The following is a 23,342-nucleotide window of genomic DNA, read 5'->3' on the forward strand; positions in this document are numbered from 1 at the left end:
CCTTACCCGGCCTACCGTTTCGTAATCACCGTAGGCCTGATAAGCGAAGCGCCATCAGGCAATCAGCCTGCACGGAAATAAGGTTTATCCCCCAGAATGGTGGCCCGATGCATAATCCTTCGTTGCGGCAGGTAATCGGCATTCGCGTAATGCTGCGTCACGCGATTATCCCAAATCGCCACATCATTCGGCTGCCAGCGCCAGCGCACCTGAAATTCCGGTTTGGTAATATGCGCAAACAGAAAACTCAACAGCGCCTCACTCTCTTTCTCCGTAACATCAACAATGCGCGTGGTGAAACCTTCATTCACGAACAACGCTTGCTTACCACTGACCGGATGGGTTCTCACCACCGGATGTAGCAATGGCGGATGCTTTGCCACTGCTTCACGCCAGCGCTGATGCTCCTCCTCTGTTTTGCGGTACTTATATTCCGGGAAGGACTTGCGGAAATCATGTTCCGCCCGCAGACCGCTCAGCAACTGACGAAACGGTGTTGACAGTGCCTCATACGCCGCAATACCGCTGGTCCACAACGTATCGCCGCCGGTTGACGGTAGCTCCTTTGCCGCCAGAATCGCCCCGGCAGGTGGCGTATCAATAAACGTCACGTCGGTGTGCCAGTTGTCATTATCCGGCGGATTATCATTGTGCGTGTCCAGCACGATGATCTCTTCCACGCCCTCAGCATGTGGATAAACCGGGTGAATATGCAGATCGCCAAAACGCAGGGCCAGCGTGCGCTGCTGCTGTGGCGTGATTGCCTGCTCGCGCAGGAACACAACCTGATGGCGCAGCACCGCATGGTAAAGCTGTTCAAACTGGTTATCGCTCAGAGGACGGGTCAAATCCGCCCCGACGATCTGTGCGCCGATGTACGGCCCCAGCGGGGTAATGCTCAGACGTTCACTCATTGGACTTCTCCATGCCAGGGCGTCAGACGGCGCTGAAGCGCACGCAGACCCAGTTCTAAAATAAAGGCGATAATCGCAATCACCGCGATCCCCGCCAGCACCACGTCGGTCGCCAGAAATTCCCCTGCCGACTGCACCATAAATCCAAGTCCTCGCGTTGCTGCGATCAGTTCTGCTGCCACCAGGGTTGACCAGCCCACGCCGAGTCCGATGCGTAATCCGGTGAGGATCTCCGGCAGCGCGCCGGGCAGGATCACAAACCACAATACCTGTCTCCGACTCGCCCCCAGAGAGCGGGCGGCGCGGATGCGTACCTGCTGCGCGCTCTTTACTCCCGCCAGCGCAGACATGGCGACCGGGGCAAAAATCGCCAGGTAGATCAACAGAATCTTCGAGGTCTCGCCAATTCCGAACCAGATCACCATCAGCGGCAAATAAGCCAGCGGTGGTACCGGACGATAAAGCTCGATAATTGGATCAAGAATGCCGCGAACCGTTGGGCTAAGTCCCATCGCTATCCCGACCGGGATGCCAATCACCACGGCCGCCAGCAGCGCCAGCACGATGCGGGTCAGGCTGGCAGCCAGATGCTGCCACAGCGTGGCATCCATAAATCCTTGCGCACCAGCGATGGTGATAAGCTTTTGCAACACCTGTTGCGGCGGTGGCAAAAACAGCGGGCTAATCAGTTGCAGCGCCGCCACCGTCCACCACACCACCAGAATCACCGTTATCGTCGCAAGGCTCAGTGTAATCTGGCGCGAGAACGGCCAGCGCCACTTCAGCGCGCGTTGTCGCGGTTTGTCGTTGATCACCACAGTCATGAGAAGGCCTCCCGTTGTTCGAAAACACGGCTTAAGACGTATTCGCGGGTTTCGATAAACTGCGGATCGGACTTAATGCTGCGACTTGCCTCGCCTGCGACAAAGCGACGAGCAAAATTGAGCGGCAGTCGCTCCAGCACGCGCCCCGGCCCTGGCGACAACAAAACCAGTTCGGTAGCCATAAATACCGCCTCTTCAATATCGTGGGTGATCAATAACACCTGTTTGCCGGTCTCATGCCACAGCCGAAGCAGCAAAGTTTGCATCTGCTCGCGGGTAAAGGCGTCCAGCGCACCAAAGGGTTCATCCAGCAGTAGCAGTTGCGGATTCGCCGCCAGCGCGCGGGCAATGCCAACGCGCTGGCGCTGACCGCCGGAAAGCTGCCAGATCAAGCGTTTTCCCGCCCCTTCCAGCCCAACTCTTTTCAGCATCTCTTGTGCGATACTGATACGCTGCGCTTTCTCCATACCCGCCAGCTGTAAACCAAACGCGACGTTATCCTGCACGTTGCGCCACGGCAGCAGCCCCTCGTGCTGAAACACCACGCCGCGCTCCGCACCCGGCCCGTCAATGCGTTTCCCCGCCAGTTGAATGCTGCCGTGGTGATACGGGACAAATCCGGCAATCAGATTCAACAACGTCGTTTTTCCGCAGCCTGACGGTCCTAAGACCACCAGCAATTCGCCGCTGTCGAGCGTCAGATTGATATCTTCCAGCGCCGGTTTACCGCCGTAATCGGCATACAGATGAGAGAGTTGCAGCATCCGCGCCTCCTTTATCGCACAAAGCGATCGGTGACATACTGGCTGTAATCGCTGGCCACCGCCGGCACTTTGCCCTGCTCTTTCAGAAACTGCGCGGTGTCGATGATCGCTTTGTTCACCGGTCCGGTCAGCTCGGCCGTTTGCTGTTGTGGTGTGAGATAGGTATTGCCTTTCACCAGCCCCGGCACATCGGCTTCCGGCACGCCGCTCAGACGCGCCAGCTTGCTGATGTTTTCCGGCTGTTTCAGCCATTCATCAGGATTCGCAATATAGGGCTGCTGCGTGTCGATGGCGCTTTTCGCGAAGGCTTTCACCACTTCCGGATGCTTCTCGGCAAAATCTTTGCGCACCACCCACACATCCAGCGTCGGGGCACCCCACTCACCGACTTTTTCCGAATCAGTCAGCACCTTACCGTCTTTTTCCAGCGCGTTAACCGCAGGTGCCCAGACATAGGCGCCATCAATATCCCCGCGCTGCCAGGCGGCGATAATCGCTGGCGGCTGTAGGTTCACAATCTCCACCTGACCGGGTTTGATCCCCCAGTGTTTAAGCGCGGCTAACAGGCTGTAATGGGTGGTAGAGATAAACGGCACCGCGATACGTTTGCCGATCAGGTCTTCCGGTTTGTTAATCTCTTTTTTCACCACCAACGCTTCGGAGTTACCGAGTTTTGACGCCAGCAGGAATACCTCGATCGGTACCTGCTGACTGGCGGCGACCGCCAGCGGACTGGAGCCGAGATTGCCGATCTGTACGTCGCCGGAGGCCAGGGCGCGAACAATACTTGCGCCGCTGTCGAATTTGCGCCAGTCGACGGTGGCGCCGCTCTCTTTAGCAAAGGTGTTATCCGCCTGCGCCACCTTCGCCGGTTCAGCGGAGGTTTGATACGCGACGGTGACATTCACCGCCTGCGCCTGAAAGGTGATGAATGCCAGTGCGGCAAGAAGTGTATTACGCGATGAACGTGCCATATTGTCTGCTCCCCTGTCTTGTTATGGGGGCAGTATTTCGTTGCGGCCGGATTTGATAAAGGAATTAAAACTTCTTGCTAAGAACAAAGCGTTTTTAGAAAAAAAACGGGAATGGTTAGCCGGGATATGACTTTCATGACACCCCGTACGAAACATAAAGCGACGGAACCCTTTGATGAAGTGACATGAAAACACATACCACCAGCCCCTCAAATATTGCCATTTTGTTACATCCATTCCATAACTGTACCTGATTGATTGCCAGCGTAGCGGCGCCAGGCATCATAGGATCATTATCCGGCAAGAGAGCAAAATCATGATACGTGTGGTGCTGGTGGACGACCATGTGGTGGTGCGTTCCGGCTTTGCGCAGTTACTCAGCCTCGAAGACGACCTCGACGTCGCAGGCCAGTACAGTAGCGCGGCGGAAGCCTGGCCTGCTTTATTGCAGGACGACGTTAACGTCGCGGTGATGGACATCGCCATGCCAGACGAAAACGGTCTGAGCCTGCTGAAACGTCTGCGGGCACAGAGGCCGCAGTTTCGCGCCATTATTCTTAGCATTTATGACACGCCAACCTTCGTGCAGAGCGCGCTGGATGCAGGTGCCAGCGGCTATCTGACCAAACGATGCGGGCCGGAAGAGTTAGTACAGGCCGTGCGTTCCGTTGGTCTGGGAGGACATTACCTCTGTGCTGATGCGCTGCGGGCGTTGCGCGGCGGCGAACCAACCTCGCCGGTACTGGGGGTTCTGACTCCACGCGAACGGGAAGTGTTTGATTTACTGGTCAAAGGCGACAGCGTAAAGGAGATTGCCTTCAAACTCGATCTCAGCCATAAAACGGTGCATGTCCATCGCGCCAACGTGCTGGGCAAACTGAATTGTCACAGCACCATCGAGCTGGTTCATTTCGCTCTCGACCATCAGTTGCTGGCGGGTCATTGATGTCACGTCACCTCCGTCACGCCGTTATCTCGCTGTTTATTGTGCTGGCCTGGGGGACCGGCTGGTTGATGTTGTGGACGCTCGGTTTCTATCTGACGCATAACGGTCAGCAGGCGGCGCTGTTCCTGCCGCACGGCGTCTACCTGGCGCTACTAATCCTGCTTTCGCGTCGCTACTGGCCAGCACTGGTGCTACCACCGATGCTGACGATGCTCTGGCTGCACAGCGAACAACTGCTCAATGGCTATATTCTGCTGGCCACGCCGCTCATCAGTGTCATTCCCGCCAGTCTCGCGCAAACTTTCTGGTATCGGTTTCCCCTTTACTGGCAGCGGTTGACGCTGCTGCTGGCTACAGTAACAGCCACCTCATTGCTCAACGCTGCGCTGTTGTCGCCGTTTGTCAAAAGTCCGGCGATGCTGCTCGGGCTGGCGTCGTTTACCGGCGGCGTGTTGCTGACGCCGTTCGTCTATCTGATCTTCGAGTTTCTGCGCCAGCAGCATCGCTATCACCTGCTGGGGCTGGACACCAATAACCCACCGTTGAGAACCTCATTAATCATCTGGTGCAGTCTGTTTTTTATCATTGGCATCGGTACCCAGATGGTGCTGTCGCCCGAGATTGAACGCCTTCTGTTAATTGTGGTGTTCCTGCCTAACGTGGTGATGGCGTGGAAGTTCGGCTGGCAGGGCGGCGTGCTCTCAGGGCTGCTGGGCAGCATGATGATCACCATTGCCCGCCAGGTCGGCGTGGGGTTCAGCAACCTGGTTGAACTGGAGATTTTTCTCGCAACGCAGTCGCTGCTCGGCATTGGTCTGGGGATTGCCATCAGTCGTCAGCAACATCTGGCGCAAAACCTGCACCATTATCGCCAGCGACTGGAAGCGGAGCTGGCGGCACGACGGGCGCTGGCTGAAAAACTGGTGCATACCGAAGAGGATACGCGCAAGAGCCTGGCGCGTGAACTGCATGACGAGATTGGGCAGAACATTACCGCCATTCAGATCCAATCACAACTGGTGAAACGGGCGCACGATCCGGCGCAAGCCCAGGCCGCCGCCAGCCAGATCAACGATCTCGCCCGTAGAATCCATCACTCCACCCGTCAGTTGTTGCGCCAGCTTCGCCCTCCCGCGCTGGACGAACTGTCGTTCAAAGAGGCATTGCTCCATCTGCTCAATGAGTTTGCCTTTACGGAGCGCGGCATTCGCTGCCAGTTTGATTATCAGCTCACCACCACCCCCGAGAATGAAACCGTGCGCTTCACTCTCTACCGGCTGTTACAGGAGTTGCTCAACAACGTCTGTAAACACGCCGGAGCCAGTGAGGTGCGCATTGTCCTGCGCCAGCAGGGAGATATATTGCATCTGGACGTGACCGACAACGGCGTAGGGATCAGCGCAGACAAAATGGCCGGGTTTGGCATTCAGGGGATGCGCGAGCGGGTCAGCGCCCTCGGGGGGGAGCTGGCGCTGGAATCGCGGCACGGTACACGGGTAAGTGTTAACTTGCCCACAAATTTGCAACAAATCGCCTTCTGACCAGGAAAAAGTCTTAGTCACTCCGGACTTTCTCTCATCCCCTTTCGGTTTCTCTTTCTTATAGTCAACAAAACGGAGACGGCTATGCACGCAGGCGCAGCAACTGAAATCAATCAACGTTACCGGACGCTGCGTCCGCGGCTACTGATGTATATGGTCATCGGATACGCCGCGTTTTATCTGACGCGAAAAAGCGTCAACTACGTGCTGCCCGCGCTGCAAACCGATCTCGGGCTGGATAAAAGTGACATCGGTCTGCTGGGTTCCCTGTTTTATCTGACCTACGGCCTGTCGAAATTTACCGCCGGGCTGTGGCACGACAGTCACGGACAGCGTTGGTTTATGGGCGCTGGCCTGTTCGCTACCGGCTTGCTGAACGTGGTGTTTGCCTTTGGCGAGTCGCTGACGCTTCTACTGGCGGTCTGGACGCTGAACGGATTTTTTCAGGGCTGGGGATGGCCACCCTGCGCCCGCCTGCTTACCCACTGGTATTCGCGCAACGAACGCGGCTTCTGGTGGGGCTGCTGGAATATGTCAATCAACATTGGCGGGGCGATTATCCCGCTGATTAGCGCCTTCGCCGCCCACTGGTGGGGCTGGCAGGCCGCGATGCTGATGCCAGGGATAATCAGCATGGCATTGGGAATTGGGTTAGCGCTGCAACTAAAAGGCACGCCCCAGGAAGAGGGCTTACCGTCCGTCGGCAACTGGCGTAACGATCCGTTAGAACTGCGCCAGGAGCAGCAGAGTCCGCCGATGGGACTGTGGCAAATGCTGCGTACCACGATGCTGAAAAACCCGATGATCTGGCTGCTGGGCGTTTCGTATGTGCTGGTCTATCTGATCCGCATTGCGCTCAACGACTGGGGCAACATCTGGCTGACGGAAAGTCATGGCGTGAATCTGTTGAGCGCCAACGCCACGGTGATGCTGTTTGAAGTTGGCGGACTTCTCGGCGCGCTGTTTGCCGGTTGGGGGTCAGACCTGCTGTTTAGCGGTCAGCGGGCGCCAATGATTTTGCTGTTCACGCTGGGTCTGATGGTCTCTGTCACCGCCTTATGGCTGGCACCGGTTCATCATTACGCCCTGCTTGCAGTCTGTTTCTTTACGGTGGGCTTTTTTGTCTTTGGCCCACAAATGTTGATTGGCCTGGCGGCGGTGGAATGTGGACACAAAGCGGCGGCAGGATCAATCACCGGTTTTCTTGGCCTGTTCGCCTATCTGGGGGCAGCGCTGGCGGGCTGGCCTTTGTCGCTGGTCATTGAACGCTACGGCTGGTCAGGGATGTTCAGTTTGCTCTCTGTCGCCGCCGTACTTATGGGTTTACTGCTGATGCCGCTGCTGATGGCGGGCATCACCACCACTCTCAGTCAAAGGATAAAACAATGAAAATGACCCTTACCTCTACTCTGATTGCCTCCGCCGTTGCGCTGGCGACCTTATCGGGCGCCGCACACGCGAAAGGTCGCCTGGTGGTGTATTGCAGTGCCACCAACGAGATGTGCGAAGCGGAAACCAAAGCCTTTGGTGAAAAATATGACGTGAAAACATCGTTTATTCGCAACGGCTCCGGCAGCACGCTGGCGAAAGTCGATGCCGAGAAGAAAAACCCGCAGGCTGACGTCTGGTACGGCGGCACGCTGGATCCGCAGTCTCAGGCCGGTGAAATGGGGCTGCTGCAGCCCTACAAATCCCCGAACCTGGAACAGGTGATGGAGAAATTCCGCGATCCGGCGAAAGTGAAAGGTAATCTTTCGTCGGCGGTCTATGTGGGGATCCTCGGTTTCGGCGTCAACACACAGCGCCTGAAAGAGAAAAACCTGCCGGTACCGAAATGCTGGAAAGATCTGACCAAACCGGAATACAAAGGCGAAATTCAGATTGCCGATCCGCAAAGCTCCGGTACCGCCTACACCGCACTGGCGACCTTCGCCCAACTCTGGGGTGACGATCAGGCCTTTGATTACCTGAAACAACTGAACGCCAACGTCTCGCAGTACACCAAATCCGGTATTGCTCCGGCGCGTAACGCGGCTCGTGGCGAAACCGCCATCGGCATTGGCTTCCTGCATGACTACTCGCTGGAAAAAGAACAGGGCGCGCCGCTGGAGCTGATTTCCCCGTGTGAAGGTACCGGTTATGAAATCGGTGGCGTCAGCATTCTGAAGGGGGCTCGCAACCTCGATAACGCCAAACTGTTCGTTGACTGGGTGCTGTCGAAAGAGGCGCAGGAACTGGCGTGGAAGAAAGGTAAGTCCTATCAGATCCTGACCAACACTACCGCCGAAACCTCGCCGAACTCGCTGAAGCTCGACGACCTGAAGCTTATCAACTACGACATGGACAAATATGGCTCAACAGACGTCCGTAAAGCGTTGATCAATAAATGGGTCAGCGAAGTGAAGATGGGTAAATAAGCCCACACGATGAATTCCTGACGTTAAGGTTACGTAGGCCGGGTAAGGCAACGCCGCTACCCGGCAATCATCGTCACCCTGAATGCCGGATGGCGCTCACGCTTATCCGGCCTGTTCGGGATTGAACACCGGAAAACGTATGTCACACACACTTGCACTCCATCCTGTGAAAAAGCGGGATGCGATTTTCCTTTGGGTTTTACTCGGCTGGCTGGCATTCGTCCTGTTGCCGAGCTGGAGCCTGGATTACGGTCTGCTGGAATCCACGAGCGATGAAATCCTCGAGGCCTACGGCTGGTCACAGTTCAATATCAGCTGGTTATGGTATCTGTTGCCGAGCCTGTTACTGATACGCCCATTCCACGAAGCCCGGCGCGAACAGCGTAGCCGCCACTACCTCGATGCAGGCTGGGCGTTTTTGTGTATCGCCTTTATCGTCATCAGCGCCACCGTGGAAGGGCGCGGTTTAGGCTACGCCACCATCGTGCTGTTTGTCGCGCTGGGGGCGATCATGACGCTGGCGCTGACCCGCCTCGAATGGCTGGGCGGCGATCGGTTTGTAATCGGTTCACTGGTCACCATCGTGGCGCTCATCGGCATCTTTATCGTCTGGCCGAGCATCGCCATTTTCATCCCGATGTTCACCAACGACGCCGGAGAGTTCGCGCCGCTGGCGTTTATGAATGTGCTGTCGCAGGCGCATATCATTCAGGTCATTCTCAACTCTATCGCCCTGTCGATTGCGGTGGGTATCGGCTGTACCTTCTTCGGCCTGGTGCTGGCGATTTATACCACCCGTATCGCCCAACGCAGCGCTATCATTGGCCGTATCTTCTCAATTCTGCCAATCGTCACCCCGCCGTTTGTCGTGGGGCTGGGCGTCACGTTAATGATGGGGCGTTCCGGCTATGTAACCGAATTGATGGTCGAGTGGTTCGGCCTCACCAACACCAACTGGTTGTACGGGTTTACCGGCATCTGGCTGGCACAGGTGCTGGCGTTTACGCCAATGGCATTTATGATCCTCGACGGCGCGATTAAAACTATTCACCCGTCGCTGGAAGAGGCGTCATACACTCTGCGCGCCAGTCGCTGGCAGACGTTTAACGGTGTGTTTGTCCCTCTGCTGAAACCGGCGCTGGCGAACGCCTTTCTGATTGTCATCGTGCAGTCGTTGGCCGACTTCAGTAACCCGCTGGTGCTTGGCGGTAACTTCGACGTGCTGGCAACGCAAATTTACTTCTACATCACCGGCTCGCAGCTCGATTACCAGGCCGCCAGCACGCTGGGGGCGTTCCTGCTGCTGTTCTCGCTGCTGGTGTTCTGCGTACAGTATATGTGGATTGGTAAGCGCTCTTACGTCACCGTTTCCGGTAAATCGTACCGTGGCGACGTGCAGCCGCTGCCGGTCACGCTGGTCTGGAGCGTGGTGGCGATTCTGGCGGTATGGATTGCCTTCAACGCCCTGCTCTATGGCAGCATTTTCTACGGCAGTTTCACCGTGAACTGGGGCGTGGATTACACCCTGACGCTGGATAACTTCATCAAGCTGTTTGGTCAAGGGATGAGTGATGGCGCATGGCCTTCGTTGCTTGATACGCTGCTGTACGCCGGGATTGCCGCGCCGATCACCGCCGCCTTTGGTCTGCTGATCGCCTGGATTGTGGTGCGCCAACAGTTCAAAGGCAAAAAGACCATCGAGTTCACCACCATGTTGTGCTTTGCCGTTCCGGGCACCGTGGCGGGCGTCTCGTATATACTCGCCTTTAACAGCGCGCCGGTGTACCTCACCGGTACGGCGGCGATTGTTATTATCTCCATGGTGATGCGTAACGTCCCGGTCGGTATTCGCGCCGGGATCGCCGGACTCGGCCAGATCGATAAATCACTGGATGAAGCCTCGCTCAGTCTGCGTGCCGGGAGCTTACGCACCATCACGCACATTCTGTTGCCGCTGCTGCGCCCGGCAATCCTTTCGGCGCTGATCTACAGCTTCGTTCGCGCCATCACTACCGTCAGCGCCATCGTCTTCCTCGTCACCCCGGATACCCGCGTGGCAACGGCCTATATTCTGAACCGCGTGGAAGACGGCGAATACGGCGTGGCGATTGCCTACGGATCGATTCTGATCGTGGTGATGCTGGCGATTATTTTCATCTTTGACTGGCTGATTGGGGAAGCGCGTATTTCCCGGTCCAAAGCCAAAAACCAGGCGTAATGGAGCGCACTATGAGTCAGAAAAATTTCGTTGAACTGCGCAACGTCACTAAACGATTCGGCAGCAACACGGTCATCGACAATATCAATCTCACCATCCCGCAAGGGCAGATGGTGACGCTGCTTGGCCCGTCCGGCTGTGGTAAAACCACCATTCTGCGCCTGGTGGCGGGGCTGGAAAAACCGAGCGAAGGGCAGATTTTTATTGATGGAGAGGACGTTACCCATCGCTCTATTCAGCAGCGTGATATCTGCATGGTGTTCCAGTCGTATGCTCTGTTCCCCCATATGTCACTGGGGGAAAACGTCGGCTACGGTCTGAAGATGTTAGGCGTGTCGCGCGCCGATGTGAAAACACGAGTGAAAGAGGCGCTGGCGATGGTCGATCTGGAAGGATTCGAGGACCGCTATGTCGATCAGATTTCCGGCGGTCAGCAGCAGCGCGTGGCGCTGGCGCGCGCGCTGATCCTCAAACCGAAGGTGCTGCTGTTTGATGAACCGCTGAGTAACCTCGACGCCAACCTGCGCCGCAGCATGCGGGACAAGATCCGCGAACTGCAAAAGCAGTTTGATATCACTTCATTGTACGTTACCCACGATCAGAGCGAAGCCTTTGCGGTTTCCGATACCGTGCTGGTGATGAATAAGGGGCATATCATGCAGATCGGTTCGCCGCAGGATCTCTATCGTCAGCCTGCGTCACGCTTTATGGCGAGCTTCATGGGAGACGCCAACCTGTTTCCGGCGACGTTCAGCGAGGCGAGTGTGGATATCTTTGGCTATCGCCTGCCGCGCCCGGCGCATTTTGTGGCGCAGGGTTCCGGCACGGTAGGCGTACGCCCGGAAGCGATCACCTTAAGCGATCGCGGCGAGGAGAGTCAGCGCTGTGTGATCCGTCATGTGGCCTATATGGGGCCGCAGTATGAGGTCACGGTGGAATGGCACGGGCAGGAAATTTTGTTACAGGTCAACGCGACCCGTCTGCAACCGGATATTGGCGAGCAGTATTTCCTCGAAATCCATCCGTATGGGATGTTTGTTTTAGCGGACGCAGCGTAGGTTTGTTGTTTTCCATGCCGGATAAGCGTAAGCGCCATCCGGCAACCGCTGTATATGTTTACCAGGGAGATCTTTCCGTTCACCTTATGTGCGTCGCCTCTCTGGAATTATCGTGTACGTGAACGGGCAAGGGAGGCTCGCCGCCGCCTCCCTTGCAACCCAGGCTCCCGGCGGGAAAATTGTCGCTTCGCGATACCCTCCGCTTATTCCTCCGGGCTACCGGGTCGGGCGCGACTCAGCATCCCTGCTTCGCGCGCCCTGAACCCGCATCCTTGCGGGTTCCCCCGACCCTGCGGAAACACGTCGGCAATTTTCAGCCGGCCCCATCCACACCCTACCATCTCCGCAGCTTGCTTTTTTACAGCGAAATGACTTTACCTGAAAGGCAGAGAATTGAAGCGATGCCGTTGTTCCGGCGTGAAAATCGATGAGCCGTTAACGGCTGACCGGGTCCGCCCGCAGGAAAGCGGGCGGAGGGGACGGCCTGCAGGGACGCAGGCTCGGCCCCGACCCGACAGGCAGACGGCATAAGGCGAATGGACCACGAAGTGGCGATTTTCCCGGCCGGGAGCCGGGATTGTTAAGGGCGTGGCGGAGAACGCCCTTAACACGTTCGCGGGTGAGTTGTTTCCAGAGAAGCAATGAACATAAGGCGAACGGAACCCTTCTCAGAAATGACATGACGCATGTCTGATGGCGCTGCGCTTATCACGCCTATGGTGATCCCGTTACTCCTGCACCAGCCGCAGTCGTCCGCGTGGCGCACTTAATACCGGAAAAGGCGTAACAATAAGGAACAGTATGGGTCGCCAGCTCATAACGCCTCCACTTCAAGGGGTTATCTACACTCTGGCAGGGGCAAAGCAGCCTGACACTCAGACGAAAGCAGGAATACTGCGCTATGGTTCATACGAAGGGGTGATAGTTGAGAAGGTACTCGTAAGCACAAGGGCACGTTAGCGATAAACCGCCATCCCGGCCAGAAAGCCGGAATGGCGAGAGGTACATCGCATGACTAGAACTGGTATTTAATCCCCAGCACCCCACTCGTATCGTGAAAGCCGTTATTACCTATTTGTTGTGCAACGTTACCCCACACGCTGAGATCCCGGGTTAACCGCCCCTCGACGCCCACTTTCACCTCACCGACGTTTCGACTTCCCTGAAGCGTGGTGCTCGTGTCATTCATTCTGACGCCGTACTGTTTCGTGTTGTGTATCCAGTTCGCTTCGATAAAGGGTTCAAACTCACGCACATCCCCTTTTTCCGTGGTGCTTTTTCCATTGGCGTAAAGGCGCATGCCCAGACGGGTCTGAATATTGTTATCGCCCTGCCCCTGCACCCGTGTGCCGTTTTTCTCTGTATGGTCGTTCGCTTTCACCCCCATCCATGTGACCTGTGCCTGTGGTCGCAGATAGACATTACTTTCCATGTCGCCTGCCGTCGTGAATGAACCCATATGGAAAGCGTAGCCCGATTCCAGCGACGCCGTCAGCCCCTTGCTTTTGTAGCTTTCCTGCGCGATCTCATCCCCTTTAACCGTATTGTCAAACCAGTTATAAAGAACCCAAGAATCGACATACAACCCCGTTTTATCGACGGCATTCTGATACCAGGTTCCGTACAAACCGGTGCTGTAGCCGCTCACCTCACCCTGCGAGCGGTAGCCTGACAGGCTGTTATGGATGTTGTTATCCTGCTTACCATAACCGGCCATAACGCCTAACTGATAGCTGTCTGTTCCGTTTGTGCTGCCCTGGATCAGCGCGCCTCCAACCTGCACGACAACGCGGCTGGATGAAGAGGTGTTCTGATCGTCTGACATCCGGTTCTTGCTACGCCCACCTGATGTCCGCAGCCACAGGCTGGTCATATGACGCTCCCCGGTGTCGGGATCGGTATACCATGCCCCCCCTTGTCGGTCCTGCAATCGGGTGTTAAACAGCGAATTCGCTGCCGCCAGGTTGCTGGCATAACTTCCCCCTTCAGGTCGATAGACATGAACTGCATCAGAGCCACCGCCAGCGTTATTGCCAGAATCCGGGATGGTATCAGGATCCGGACGATCGTTATCGATGACCTCAGGGGAATCGTCAGGATCAGGGCTATCAGTCAGACTGGTTAAATACCAGTTATTCCGATCGCTACCAGAAGCCGTTCCCTGCTTCATGTGATATTCATAGCTTCCCGCTACGATACGGCCTTGTTGCACAAAGGCATCCGCCGTCGAATGACCGGTCTCAATAATTTTAATCCCATCATGCAATAGCGCCCCTGTGCCATTCTCATTGCTAACCTGCACATAGGTCGTACCGGTTGCGTTGCCGGTAACTATCAGCTTGTCCGTGAGACTGTCGTCGCCGCCGAGAACCGTGCCCAGTGAAAGCGTGCCGCCGTTACCCACATAGTCGCCATTGATGGTCAGCGTATTTCCGGCGCTGGTCGGGCTATTGTTGAGAATCATGTTGCCGCTGTTCGTGACATTCCCGGTCAGTACGACGCTGAGAGGAGATGCAGGCGGAACACCATAATCATCAATCAGCAAAGTGCCACGGTTATCCAGCACATTGACGGTCTGGCTGTTGCCGTTAAGGTTAAGCGTCCCTTCCTCGCCGACGGTAACGCCAGCAGTCCTGGCAAATGCATTCGACGTCGTCGTCTTCAGCATGCCTTCGCTGATTTGAGTCGCCCCCGTATAGGTATTTTCCGCTGACAGTATCAGCGTGCCTTCTCCCGCTTTGGTCAGACTTTTACCGTCCCAGGCCGGGTTGACGTGCACCGTATTGTCAGCCAGGGCGACGCCGAGATCGAAGGTTCGGCCCTCATCCAGCGTGAACGTTCCGTGCGCGTCGGAATCCTGGCCATTCCAGTACAGGGAATACTGGATGGTCCGGGCGCCGGTGTTGATATAGGCGAAGTCCGGCTGGTTCATGCCCGCCACAAGAGCATTGCTGTAAGAAAACGTCCCGGTAATACCGTTGGTGGTTTCAACCAGAAGAATGTCTTGCATGTCCCAGTGAGAGATATTGGCATTCAGCGATGCGTTATCACCAACCAAGAGAGACGCCGCCTTGAGGCTGACACCTTCGCCAAGGGTGAGCGACGCCCCTTCAGCAAACGACGCGTTACCGGAAAATTCAAGAGGACGTTCCGTCAACGTCATGCTGGCCGCCTGACCCACCGTCAGATTACCGTTGATGGCTCTGTTTGCCGCGTCATTGTTGACGATCTGCAACGTTGTCGCGCTGTCGCTCGTACCGTCTGCCAGACTGACATCGCCGGTGATCGTCGAGCCGGTATTCAGCGTCAGCATATTGCTGCCGCCGGTAAAACTGATAGCCGCGCCCGCTTCGCCACCGCTCCTGTAGGGCGCACCGCCAGTGATAACGTGGTTATTGATTATCGTCAGATTACTGCCGGATATTGCGTCACCACCTGTGCCATCCGCGCCGCCATTGCTGCTGTAACTGCCTTTGCCCCCGACGACAGAACCGCTGTTGTTAATCCTCAGGTTGTCACCGAATATTCCGACGCCGCCGTTGCCGCCGTCGCTGGTGCTAGTATTATTTTGGCTGCCGCTGTAACGACCCTTTCCACCCGTGATGACGCCGCCAGCCAGATTGCTGATGGTCAGGTTGTAACCGGATATAGCCGTGCCGCCGTCAGCACCGTCAGGGCTTGTCGTATCGCCGCCGGCAAAAGCGCCTTCGCCACCGGTGATGGAGCCAGCATTGGTGATTGTCATGGTATTGCCAAGTATTCCCGCACCGCCTGCGGAAGGTATCCCGGCACCACCGAGGCCGTCCAGACCGCCAGTGCCGCCTTCACCGCCGGTAATCGAACCGCCGGCTAAATTATCAAGGACGATCTCGCTACCAGATATTCCCGCGCCAGCATTGCCGCCATTATTGCCTCCGCCGCTAAGCCCCCCTTCACCACCGACAATGGATCCGCTGTTGGTGATTCTCAGATCGGTACCCGATATCCCCGCCCCGGCATTGCCGCCGAGCGCTTCATAGCCAAATCCCCCTTCGCCACCGATGATGGATCCGCCATTGGTTATGGTCAGAGCGGAACCTGATATGGCATCGCCCCCTAAGCTTCCGGAATTGCCTCGCCCTCCCGTAATTGACCCACGGGCAATATTGTCAATGACCATATTGCTGCCGGATATTCCGGCACCGGCATTGCCACCTTCAACCCCATCGTAACCATATCCCCCTCCGCCGCCGAGAATAGCGCCGCTGTTGGTGATGGTCAGCGCGGAACCCGCTATGGCATCGCCTCCCTCGCCACTGGAATTACCGTCACCACCGGTAATACGGTAAGTATTAATAATCGTCAGATCGGTACCTGATATGCCAGCGCCGCCAATACCGCCCGTACCACCGTTATCATCATAGCCGTAACTGCCATCGCCTCCGGTAATCGCGCCATCGTTGGTTATCATGAGACGGTCACCAGAGATACCCGCACCGCTAGCGGAATATCTCCCCCCTTCACCACCGGTGATGGAGCCGGTACGAGAATTGGCTATAGACAGATCAGTACCCGATATTCCCACACCGCCTGCACCAATGCCGCTAACGCCATAGCTCCCCTCACCACCCGTAATCCTTCCGCTGTTAGTGATTGTTGCATTATTACCGGACATTCCGTCGCCGCCGTCGCCGCCCGCGTCACCATCACCGCCGGTTATTGTGATGCCACTACCGACGCTTACGCTGTTATCCGCCGCGCTCGTTTCCGGGTTCGGTGATAAGACATACCCGGCCCCGGCGCCATCACTGCCGCCGCTCGTCCCGTGAGTCCCTGTGTTGGATTGCGCCGTATAAGGAAATGAACCATCAACATAAATCGTGGCACCTGTTGCCGATCCGGAGGATATGAAGATCGATGCGATCAATAACGCTATTTGGTTTCTGCGAAAATGTTGCATTAATAACTCCCTTGCTAATCTTCACAAAAATCCGTTAATTTCCAGCTCTTGTTAAATCAATAAACAAAGTAGAAAAAACCAGGAAACAAAAAATTAGCAATAAAAATTAAATTAAATTCAAAGAAAATAAAGATTGTATTGGAAGCTATCAAATCCATATCGAAGAGTAAACGCGATAAATCATTTCAAAAAAAAATCTTAAATCTTCACTACTTAACTATTTCACAATATTAAATCATATAAAACAATGAGATAAATGGAATTACGCAAAAATGCATTTAATGTAAACATGGCCATTAAGAAAAATACCAAATTTAATTTGTGATAAAAACAAGATGTTACATTCATCGCCAGCGATATAAACCCGTCAACGTTTAAATCCCTTTATGTTTTTTTATTTCATCTTAACCCCGTTAAATAAGATGGGGTATTTAGAAAAGACACACCTATTTTTATTATCATTTTTGCAAGGCTTCTCAATTACGCACCTGACTGAAGAAATAATCTCTCCTGACAATCGCGCGTAAATATCTCTGCGACGCCACGAAAAAGCAGCATTGCACTCTTCTGTTTCACTATTGGGATTCACCCCGTTGGCCCAATCTCATCGCTATTCGCCCATTTGCCCCTGTTCAACTTTTGGCTAACACGCCAGGATGACACCACAGCCTCTCACGTGGAGTATCGCTATGAAGATTACCCATATTCGTAACGCCACCCAGTTGATTACTTTTGGTGGTAAAACCTTTCTTGTCGATCCGATGCTCGCCCCGCAAGGGGCGTATCCCGGCTTCCCCGGCACGGCGCGGGCCGAAATCCGCAATCCTGGCGTGGAGCTTCCCTGCGGCATCGATTCCCTTTTACATGCCGATGCGCTGATCGTCACCCATCTCCATGCGGACCACTGGGATGACGTCGCCGCAAAAGTCGTGCCGAAAGAGAAACCGATTTATGTGCAAAACGACCAGGATGCGCAAATCCTGCGGGAACAGGGTTTCAGTCAACTCACCGTTCTGACCGACGATACCCGATTGGGTGAGATCACCCTGCGCAAAACGGGCGGGCAGCATGGCTCCGACCGGCTGTATGCCATTCCCGCTATGGCCGAGCGAATGGGCGATGCCTGCGGGATTATCTTCCAGCATCCACAAGAAAAAACGCTGTATCTGGTCGGCGATACGATCTGGCGCGAGGAAGTCGAAGCCAGTATGGTTTCTTTCCAGCCTGATGTGGTGGTACTGAACGCCGGGTTTGCGCACGTGATCGGTTTTGGTGCCATTATCATGGGAGCAGAAGATGTGCTGAAAACCCACTTCGTACTGCCCGATGCGCAGATTGTGGCGATTCACATGGAAGCGATAAACCACTGCCTGTTGACACGCACCGCGCTCAGAGAATACGCCCGCGATAACCAGATTGCAGAATATGTCGTGGTGCCAGAAGATGGGGAAACCCTGACGTTTTAATCCCAGCAGAGGAAATGCATGCGCCCCGTTACCGTCGCGATCGTCGCTGTTGATGATTTCAGTCCGTTTCACTTCTCAGTGCCGTGCATCATGTTCAGTGAAAAAGCGGCGGCGAAGAAGCGCTTTGAGGTACTGATTTGCGCTGAAGTCCCGGGTGTTGTCACCTCTGTGGAAGGTTTTTCCGTCACCGCCCCCCAGGGACTGGAGGCGGTGACCACTGCCGATATTGTGATTGTTCCCTGGTGGGGAACAACCTCGCATCGCCCGCCACAGCCGCTGCTCGATGCGCTGGTGCTGGCCCGCCAAAACGGCGCACAGGTGGTCGGGTTGTGCCTCGGCGCATTTGTACTCGGTTATGCAGGACTGCTGGACGGCAGACGCGCCGCCACCCACTGGGAGTTTGAAGCCGATTTTCAGGCGCGGTTTCCCGACGCGCATCTGGACATCAACGCCCTGTACGTCGACGATGATGGCATCGTCACCTCGGCTGGCACCGCTGCCGCGCTCGACTGTTGTCTGTACCTCATTCGCCAGCGGTTTGGCAGTACGGTGGCGAATCAGATTGCGCGCCGAATGATTGTGCCACCGCATCGCGAGGGCGGCCAGGCGCAGTTTATTGCTCAACCTGTGGCGAAGAATACCCATGATCAACGGATTAACGGTCTGCTGGACTACCTTCGCCAGCACAGCCATGAACAGCACGACCTGGACTCGCTGGCGCAAAAGGTGATGATGAGTCGCCGCACCCTGACCCGTCACTTTATGAAAGCAACGGGCAGCAGCATTGCAGAATGGCTGATCGCTGAACGCCTGCGCCGCAGCCAGGAGCTGCTGGAATCCTCCCGGCTTCCCGTCGAGCGTATTGCCGCTGAGGTCGGGTTTCTGTCGCCGGTGACCTGGCGTCAGCATTTCAAATCTCGCTTCGGCGTCAGCCCGGCAGAATGGCGAAAAACCTTTCAGGGTGTGGCATCATAGCGCGCAGAACATATTGAATTCAGGGGAGTGAATTGTGAAACCGGTAACGCTATATGATGTTGCAGACCACGCTGGTGTCTCCTATCAGACCGTCTCCCGTGTGGTAAATCAGGCGAGCCACGTTTCCGCGAAAACCCGACAAAAAGTGGAAGCCGCCATGGCGGAGCTGAATTACATCCCCAATCGCGTCGCCCAACAGCTGGCCGGAAAACAAACGCCGCTAATCGGCGTGGCAACGTCCAACCTGGCGCTGCATGCCCCTTCGCAAATTGTCGCATCCATCAAATCACGTGCCGACCAGTCCGGCGCCAGCGTGGTCATTGCCATGGTTGAACGCCACGGTGTCGACGCCTGCAAAGCGGCGATACATAACCTGTTGGCACAGCGGGTTACAGGGCTGATTGTCAACTATCCCCTTGATGAAGACGATGCCATCGCCGTCGCTGCCACCTGCGGTACGGTCCCCGTTCTGTTCCTCGATGTGTCTGATCCTTCACCGATCAACAGTATTATTTTCTCGCATGATGATGGTGCACGACTGGGTGTTGAACATCTGGTCCGCAACGGCCATCAGCGCATTGCCCTGTTAGCCGGCCCTCGTTCTTCCGTTTCGGCGCGCCTGCGCCTGGCGGGCTGGCATAAGTACCTCGCCCGCCATCAGCTGCAGCCGGTCGCGGAACAGGAAGGCGACTGGAGCGCGATGTCCGGTTTTTTACAAACACAGCAAATGCTGAGCGCAGGCGTCATCCCCGGCGCGATGTTGGTAGCTAACGATCAGATGGCGCTGGGCGCGATGCGGGCGATCAGCGAATTTGGGCTGCGCGTGGCGAACGACATTTCGGTGGTGGGTTATGACGATACCGAAGACAGCGCCTGCTACATCCCGCCACTCACTACCATCCGGCAGGATTTTGCCCTTCTTGGCCAGACCAGCGTCGATCGCCTGCTGCAACTTTCCCGCGGCGAATACGCCCCAGGGAATCAACTGCTGCCGGTCACCCTGGTAGAGCGAAAAACCGTCCTGCCCCCCGAAAATCAGCACGCCTCCCCCCAGGCGCTGGCGGACTCGCTGATTCAACTGGCGCGTCAGGTAGCGTTACTGGATCGTTCAGAATAATGTGAGTCAGTTCACTCATTAGGTTCCTCACGCTTTACAGCTTTCTGGCCTCCCTCGTATGTTAAATGAAATTGTGAGCGAGTAACAATTATTAACAGGATACAGCCATGACATTCACTCCGCATTCACTCGCCGCCGTACTGGCCCGACGTGACTGGGAAAATCCCGGCGTCACGCAGCTTAACCGTCTGGAGGCACATCCTCCTTTTGCCAGTTGGCGCAACGCGGCTGATGCACGTTCCAATACCCCCTCTTCCTCCGTTCGCAGTCTGAACGGCGCGTGGAAATTCAACTGGTTCGCCTCACCGGAAGCGGTGCCGGAAAGCTGGCGTCTGGGCGATCTGGATGATGCCGATACGATCGCGGTGCCATCAAACTGGCAGATGCACGGTTATGACGCGCCCATTTATACCAACGTGACCTACCCGATCCCGGTGAACCCGCCATATGTGCCGCGTGAAAACGCAACAGGATGTTATTCGCTCACATTCAGCCACAACGAAGCCGAACATCGCGATGGACAGACGCGAATTATCTTTGAAGGTGTGAATTCCGCTTTTCATCTCTGGTGTAACGGGCGCTGGGTAGGCTACGGGCAGGACAGCCGCCTGCCGTCTGAATTCGATCTCAGTGATTTTCTGGTCGATGGCGACAACCGTCTGGCGGTCATGGTACTGCGCTGGACCGACGGCAGCTATCTGGAGGACCAGGATATGTGGCGCATGAGCGGCATTTTCCGCGATGTCACTCTGTTAACCAAACCCGCCACGCAAATCAGCGATTTGCGCATCACCACCCACCTCAACGCGGATTTCAGCCGGGCAATCTTTGCTGCCGAGGTCAGAATGCACGGTGAGCACCGCGACAGTCTGCGCGTGACCGTGCAACTGTGGGATGGCGATGTGCTGACAGGCGAGCGTACCGCCCCTTTTGGCAGCGAAATTATTGATGAGCGCGGTGCGTATACCGATCGCACAACCGTGCGTCTGGATGTCGACAGCCCAAAACTGTGGAGCGCCGAAACACCGCATCTTTATCGCGCGGTTGTGCAGCTCCATACGGCTGACGGCGCGCTGATTGAAGCCGAGGCCTGCGATGTCGGCTTCCGTCAGGTCTGCATTGAAAACGGCCTGCTGTTGTTGAATGGCAAGCCGCTGCTGATTCGCGGCGTCAACCGTCATGAACATCATCCTGAAAACGGTCAGGTGATGGACGAGGAGACGATGGTGCAGGACATCATTCTGATGAAGCAGAACAATTTTAACGCCGTGCGCTGCTCCCATTATCCGAATCATCCACGGTGGTACACGCTCTGCGATCGCTATGGTCTGTATGTGGTGGATGAGGCCAACATCGAAACTCACGGCATGGTGCCGATGAACCGTCTGAGCGACGACCCGGACTGGTTGCCCGCCATGAGCCAGCGTGTGACGCGCATGGTGCAACGCGATCGCAATCATCCGAGCATTATCATCTGGTCGCTGGGGAATGAATCGGGTCACGGCGTCAACCATGACGCGCTGTACCGCTGGCTGAAGTCAGAAGATCCGTCACGCCCGGTGCAGTATGAAGGCGGCGGCGCGGACACGGCGGCAACGGATATCATTTGCCCGATGTATGCGCGCGTCGATCAGGATCAGCCGTTCCCGGCCGTGCCGAAGTGGTCAATCAAAAAATGGCTGTCGCTGCCCGGCGAACAGCGCCCGCTGATCCTCTGCGAATATGCCCACGCAATGGGTAACAGCCTTGGCGGATTCGCCAAATACTGGCAGGCATTCCGCCAGTACCCGCGCCTGCAGGGCGGCTTCGTCTGGGACTGGGTCGATCAGTCGCTGATTAAATACGATGACGAAGGCAACCCATGGGCCGCGTACGGCGGCGACTTTGGCGACATACCGAACGATCGCCAGTTCTGTATGGACGGGCTGGTGTTTGCCGATCGCACGCCGCATCCGTCGTTGTTTGAGGCGAAACACGCTCAGCAGTTTTTCCAGCTCACGCTGTTGCCAGGCACGCAACGTCAGATTGAAGTCACCAGCGAGTTTTTGTTTCGCCATAGCGATAATGAGATTTTGCGCTGGTCGATTGCGCTGGACGGCAACTCCATTGCTTCCGGGGAGGTCACGCTGGATATCGCGCCGCAGGGTCGTCAGCGCATCACCCTGCCGGACATCGCACCGCCTGACACGGCGGGTCAACTCTGGTTGACGGTACGCGTCGAACAACCAAAGTCAACCGCCTGGTCGCCTGCTGGCCATGTCAGCGCCTGGCAGCAGTGGCCACTGGAGGAAAAACTCAATGTAACACGTCCAGAGCCGGCAACCTCAGCGCCGAAACTTAGCGTCAGCGATACGGCCTTTATCGTGGCGACAGGCAATACACGCCGGGAATTCTGCCGCCAGCAGGGCACCTTAACGCAGTACTGGATTGACGAGGAAGCCCAGTTACTGACGCCACTGCACGATCAATTCACCCGTGCGCCGCTGGATAACGATATTGGCATCAGCGAAGCGAACCGCATTGACCCCAACGCCTGGGTCGAGCGCTGGAAAGCAGCAGGACATTATCAGCTCCAGCCGCTACTGCTGCAGTGCGATGCCAACCTCCTGACGGATGCGGTACAAATCGACACCGCTCATGCCTGGCAGTATCAGGGCGAAACCCTGTTTATCAGCCGTAAAGCCTGGCGCATTGACGGTCACGGCGAAATGCAGATCACCGTTGATGTCGATGTCGCTCGCGGTACGCCACATCCGGCACGTATCGGCCTGACCTGCCAGTTGGCGCAGGTATCAGAACGGGTGAACTGGCTGGGGCTCGGTCCGCATGAAAACTATCCGGACCGTCGGTCTTCCGCCTGTTTTGACCGCTGGGATTTATCACTGGATGAGATGTATACCCCTTACGTTTTCCCAAGTGAGAACGGCCTGCGCTGCGGTACGCGTGAACTGAAGTACGGTGCGCACGTCTGGCGTGGCGACTTTCAGTTCAACATCAGCCGCTACAGTCAAAAACAACTGATGGAGACCAGCCATCGCCATCTGCTGCAACCCGAAGCGGGCGCCTGGCTCAATCTTGATGGTTTCCATATGGGCGTTGGCGGAGATGACTCCTGGAGTCCTTCCGTATCGTCGGAATATCAGCTAAGCGCCGGACGTTACCATTACCAGGTGAAGTGGGGATAACACG

Annotated in this window: 15 protein-coding genes; 10 read left to right on the forward strand and 5 right to left on the reverse strand. The window is 56.1% G+C overall.

All coding sequences use genetic code 11. The features are described 5' to 3' along the window. Positions 1-62: 62 nt before the first annotated feature. From tauD to tauA, 4 genes are read right to left on the reverse strand one after another with little or no spacing between them, the layout of a single operon-like run. Positions 63-914 (reverse strand): taurine dioxygenase, encoded by an 852-nt coding sequence (tauD, locus tag KE671_RS09665; protein WP_206162729.1) that lies wholly within the window; start codon positions 912-914, stop codon positions 63-65. After that, positions 911-1,738, reverse strand: coding sequence for a taurine ABC transporter permease TauC (gene tauC / locus KE671_RS09670; protein WP_206162730.1), 828 nt, complete (start codon positions 1,736-1,738; stop codon positions 911-913). Before tauC ends, tauD begins: the two co-directional genes overlap by 4 nt. Further along, positions 1,735-2,502 (reverse strand): taurine ABC transporter ATP-binding subunit, encoded by a 768-nt coding sequence (gene tauB, locus KE671_RS09675; protein ID WP_206162731.1) that lies wholly within the window; start codon positions 2,500-2,502, stop codon positions 1,735-1,737. Before tauB ends, tauC begins: the two co-directional genes overlap by 4 nt. A gap of 11 nt (positions 2,503-2,513) precedes the next feature. Further along, complete coding sequence (gene tauA / locus KE671_RS09680) at positions 2,514-3,476, reverse strand: taurine ABC transporter substrate-binding protein (RefSeq protein ID WP_206162732.1); 963 nt, start codon at positions 3,474-3,476, stop codon at positions 2,514-2,516. A gap of 316 nt (positions 3,477-3,792) precedes the next feature. Here tauA and KE671_RS09685 point away from each other — a divergent pair, with 316 nt between their 5' ends. The 6 genes from KE671_RS09685 (at position 3,793) to fbpC (ending at position 11,656) form a co-directional block, all read left to right on the forward strand. Continuing rightward, the gene (locus KE671_RS09685) at positions 3,793-4,422 is read left to right on the forward strand and encodes a response regulator transcription factor (protein ID WP_206162733.1); all 630 of its coding nucleotides are present in this window, start codon (positions 3,793-3,795) and stop codon (positions 4,420-4,422) included. Next, a complete protein-coding gene (locus tag KE671_RS09690; RefSeq protein ID WP_206162734.1) occupies positions 4,422-5,963 on the forward strand; it encodes an MASE1 domain-containing sensor histidine kinase in 1,542 nt (513 codons plus the stop codon). Before KE671_RS09685 ends, KE671_RS09690 begins: the two co-directional genes overlap by 1 nt. Positions 5,964-6,023: 60 nt before the next feature. After that, entirely contained in the window at positions 6,024-7,352 is a 1,329-nt protein-coding gene (gene uhpC / locus KE671_RS09695) for an MFS transporter family glucose-6-phosphate receptor UhpC (protein WP_283093112.1), read from the forward strand. Beyond that, entirely contained in the window at positions 7,349-8,380 is a 1,032-nt protein-coding gene (locus KE671_RS09700) for an ABC transporter substrate-binding protein (RefSeq protein ID WP_206162736.1), read from the forward strand. Before uhpC ends, KE671_RS09700 begins: the two co-directional genes overlap by 4 nt. A gap of 139 nt (positions 8,381-8,519) precedes the next feature. Next, positions 8,520-10,598 carry an ABC transporter permease gene (locus tag KE671_RS09705; RefSeq protein ID WP_206162737.1) on the forward strand — a complete coding sequence of 693 codons (2,079 nt, stop codon included), beginning with the start codon at positions 8,520-8,522 and terminating at the stop codon, positions 10,596-10,598. Positions 10,599-10,609: 11 nt separating this feature from the next. Continuing rightward, on the forward strand, positions 10,610-11,656 hold the full coding sequence (gene fbpC, locus KE671_RS09710) for a ferric ABC transporter ATP-binding protein (protein WP_206162738.1): 1,047 nt from the start codon (positions 10,610-10,612) through the stop codon (positions 11,654-11,656). Positions 11,657-12,671: 1,015 nt separating this feature from the next. Here the strand turns inward: fbpC and KE671_RS09715 are convergent. Continuing rightward, positions 12,672-16,595 carry an autotransporter outer membrane beta-barrel domain-containing protein gene (locus KE671_RS09715; RefSeq protein WP_206162739.1) on the reverse strand — a complete coding sequence of 1,308 codons (3,924 nt, stop codon included), beginning with the start codon at positions 16,593-16,595 and terminating at the stop codon, positions 12,672-12,674. A 689-nt stretch (positions 16,596-17,284) separates the two neighbouring features. Between KE671_RS09715 and KE671_RS09720 the strand changes: the two genes are divergently transcribed. From KE671_RS09720 to KE671_RS09735, 4 genes are all read left to right on the forward strand, one after another. Continuing rightward, a complete protein-coding gene (locus KE671_RS09720) occupies positions 17,285-18,061 on the forward strand; it encodes an MBL fold metallo-hydrolase (RefSeq protein WP_206162740.1) in 777 nt (258 codons plus the stop codon). An 18-nt stretch (positions 18,062-18,079) separates the two neighbouring features. Next, positions 18,080-19,036 (forward strand): GlxA family transcriptional regulator, encoded by a 957-nt coding sequence (locus KE671_RS09725; RefSeq protein WP_206162741.1) that lies wholly within the window; start codon positions 18,080-18,082, stop codon positions 19,034-19,036. Positions 19,037-19,070: 34 nt separating this feature from the next. Then, on the forward strand, positions 19,071-20,153 hold the full coding sequence (locus tag KE671_RS09730) for a LacI family DNA-binding transcriptional regulator (RefSeq protein WP_206162742.1): 1,083 nt from the start codon (positions 19,071-19,073) through the stop codon (positions 20,151-20,153). A gap of 107 nt (positions 20,154-20,260) precedes the next feature. Then, on the forward strand, positions 20,261-23,338 hold the full coding sequence (locus KE671_RS09735; protein ID WP_206162743.1) for a beta-galactosidase: 3,078 nt from the start codon (positions 20,261-20,263) through the stop codon (positions 23,336-23,338). The last annotated feature ends 4 nt before the right edge of the window (positions 23,339-23,342 follow it).

It is taken from the genome of Citrobacter amalonaticus, assembly GCF_018252635.1.
GTDB lineage: Bacteria > Pseudomonadota > Gammaproteobacteria > Enterobacterales > Enterobacteriaceae > Citrobacter_A > Citrobacter_A amalonaticus_E.

Excerpts from the sequence above, each read along its gene's own strand:
- tauD (WP_206162729.1), bottom strand. The coding sequence starts at position 914 with ATGAGTGAACGTCTGAGCATTACCCCGCTGGGGCCGTACATCGGCGCA.
- KE671_RS09720 (WP_206162740.1), top strand. The coding sequence starts at position 17,285 with ATGAAGATTACCCATATTCGTAACGCCACCCAGTTGATTACTTTTGGT.
- KE671_RS09690 (WP_206162734.1), top strand. The coding sequence starts at position 4,422 with ATGTCACGTCACCTCCGTCACGCCGTTATCTCGCTGTTTATTGTGCTG.
- tauC (WP_206162730.1), bottom strand. The coding sequence starts at position 1,738 with ATGACTGTGGTGATCAACGACAAACCGCGACAACGCGCGCTGAAGTGG.
- KE671_RS09685 (WP_206162733.1), top strand. The coding sequence starts at position 3,793 with ATGATACGTGTGGTGCTGGTGGACGACCATGTGGTGGTGCGTTCCGGC.
- KE671_RS09705 (WP_206162737.1), top strand. The coding sequence starts at position 8,520 with ATGTCACACACACTTGCACTCCATCCTGTGAAAAAGCGGGATGCGATT.
- KE671_RS09725 (WP_206162741.1), top strand. The coding sequence starts at position 18,080 with ATGCGCCCCGTTACCGTCGCGATCGTCGCTGTTGATGATTTCAGTCCG.
- KE671_RS09735 (WP_206162743.1), top strand. The coding sequence starts at position 20,261 with ATGACATTCACTCCGCATTCACTCGCCGCCGTACTGGCCCGACGTGAC.
- tauA (WP_206162732.1), bottom strand. The coding sequence starts at position 3,476 with ATGGCACGTTCATCGCGTAATACACTTCTTGCCGCACTGGCATTCATC.
- KE671_RS09700 (WP_206162736.1), top strand. The coding sequence starts at position 7,349 with ATGAAAATGACCCTTACCTCTACTCTGATTGCCTCCGCCGTTGCGCTG.
- KE671_RS09715 (WP_206162739.1), bottom strand. The coding sequence starts at position 16,595 with ATGCAACATTTTCGCAGAAACCAAATAGCGTTATTGATCGCATCGATC.
- tauB (WP_206162731.1), bottom strand. The coding sequence starts at position 2,502 with ATGCTGCAACTCTCTCATCTGTATGCCGATTACGGCGGTAAACCGGCG.
- fbpC (WP_206162738.1), top strand. The coding sequence starts at position 10,610 with ATGAGTCAGAAAAATTTCGTTGAACTGCGCAACGTCACTAAACGATTC.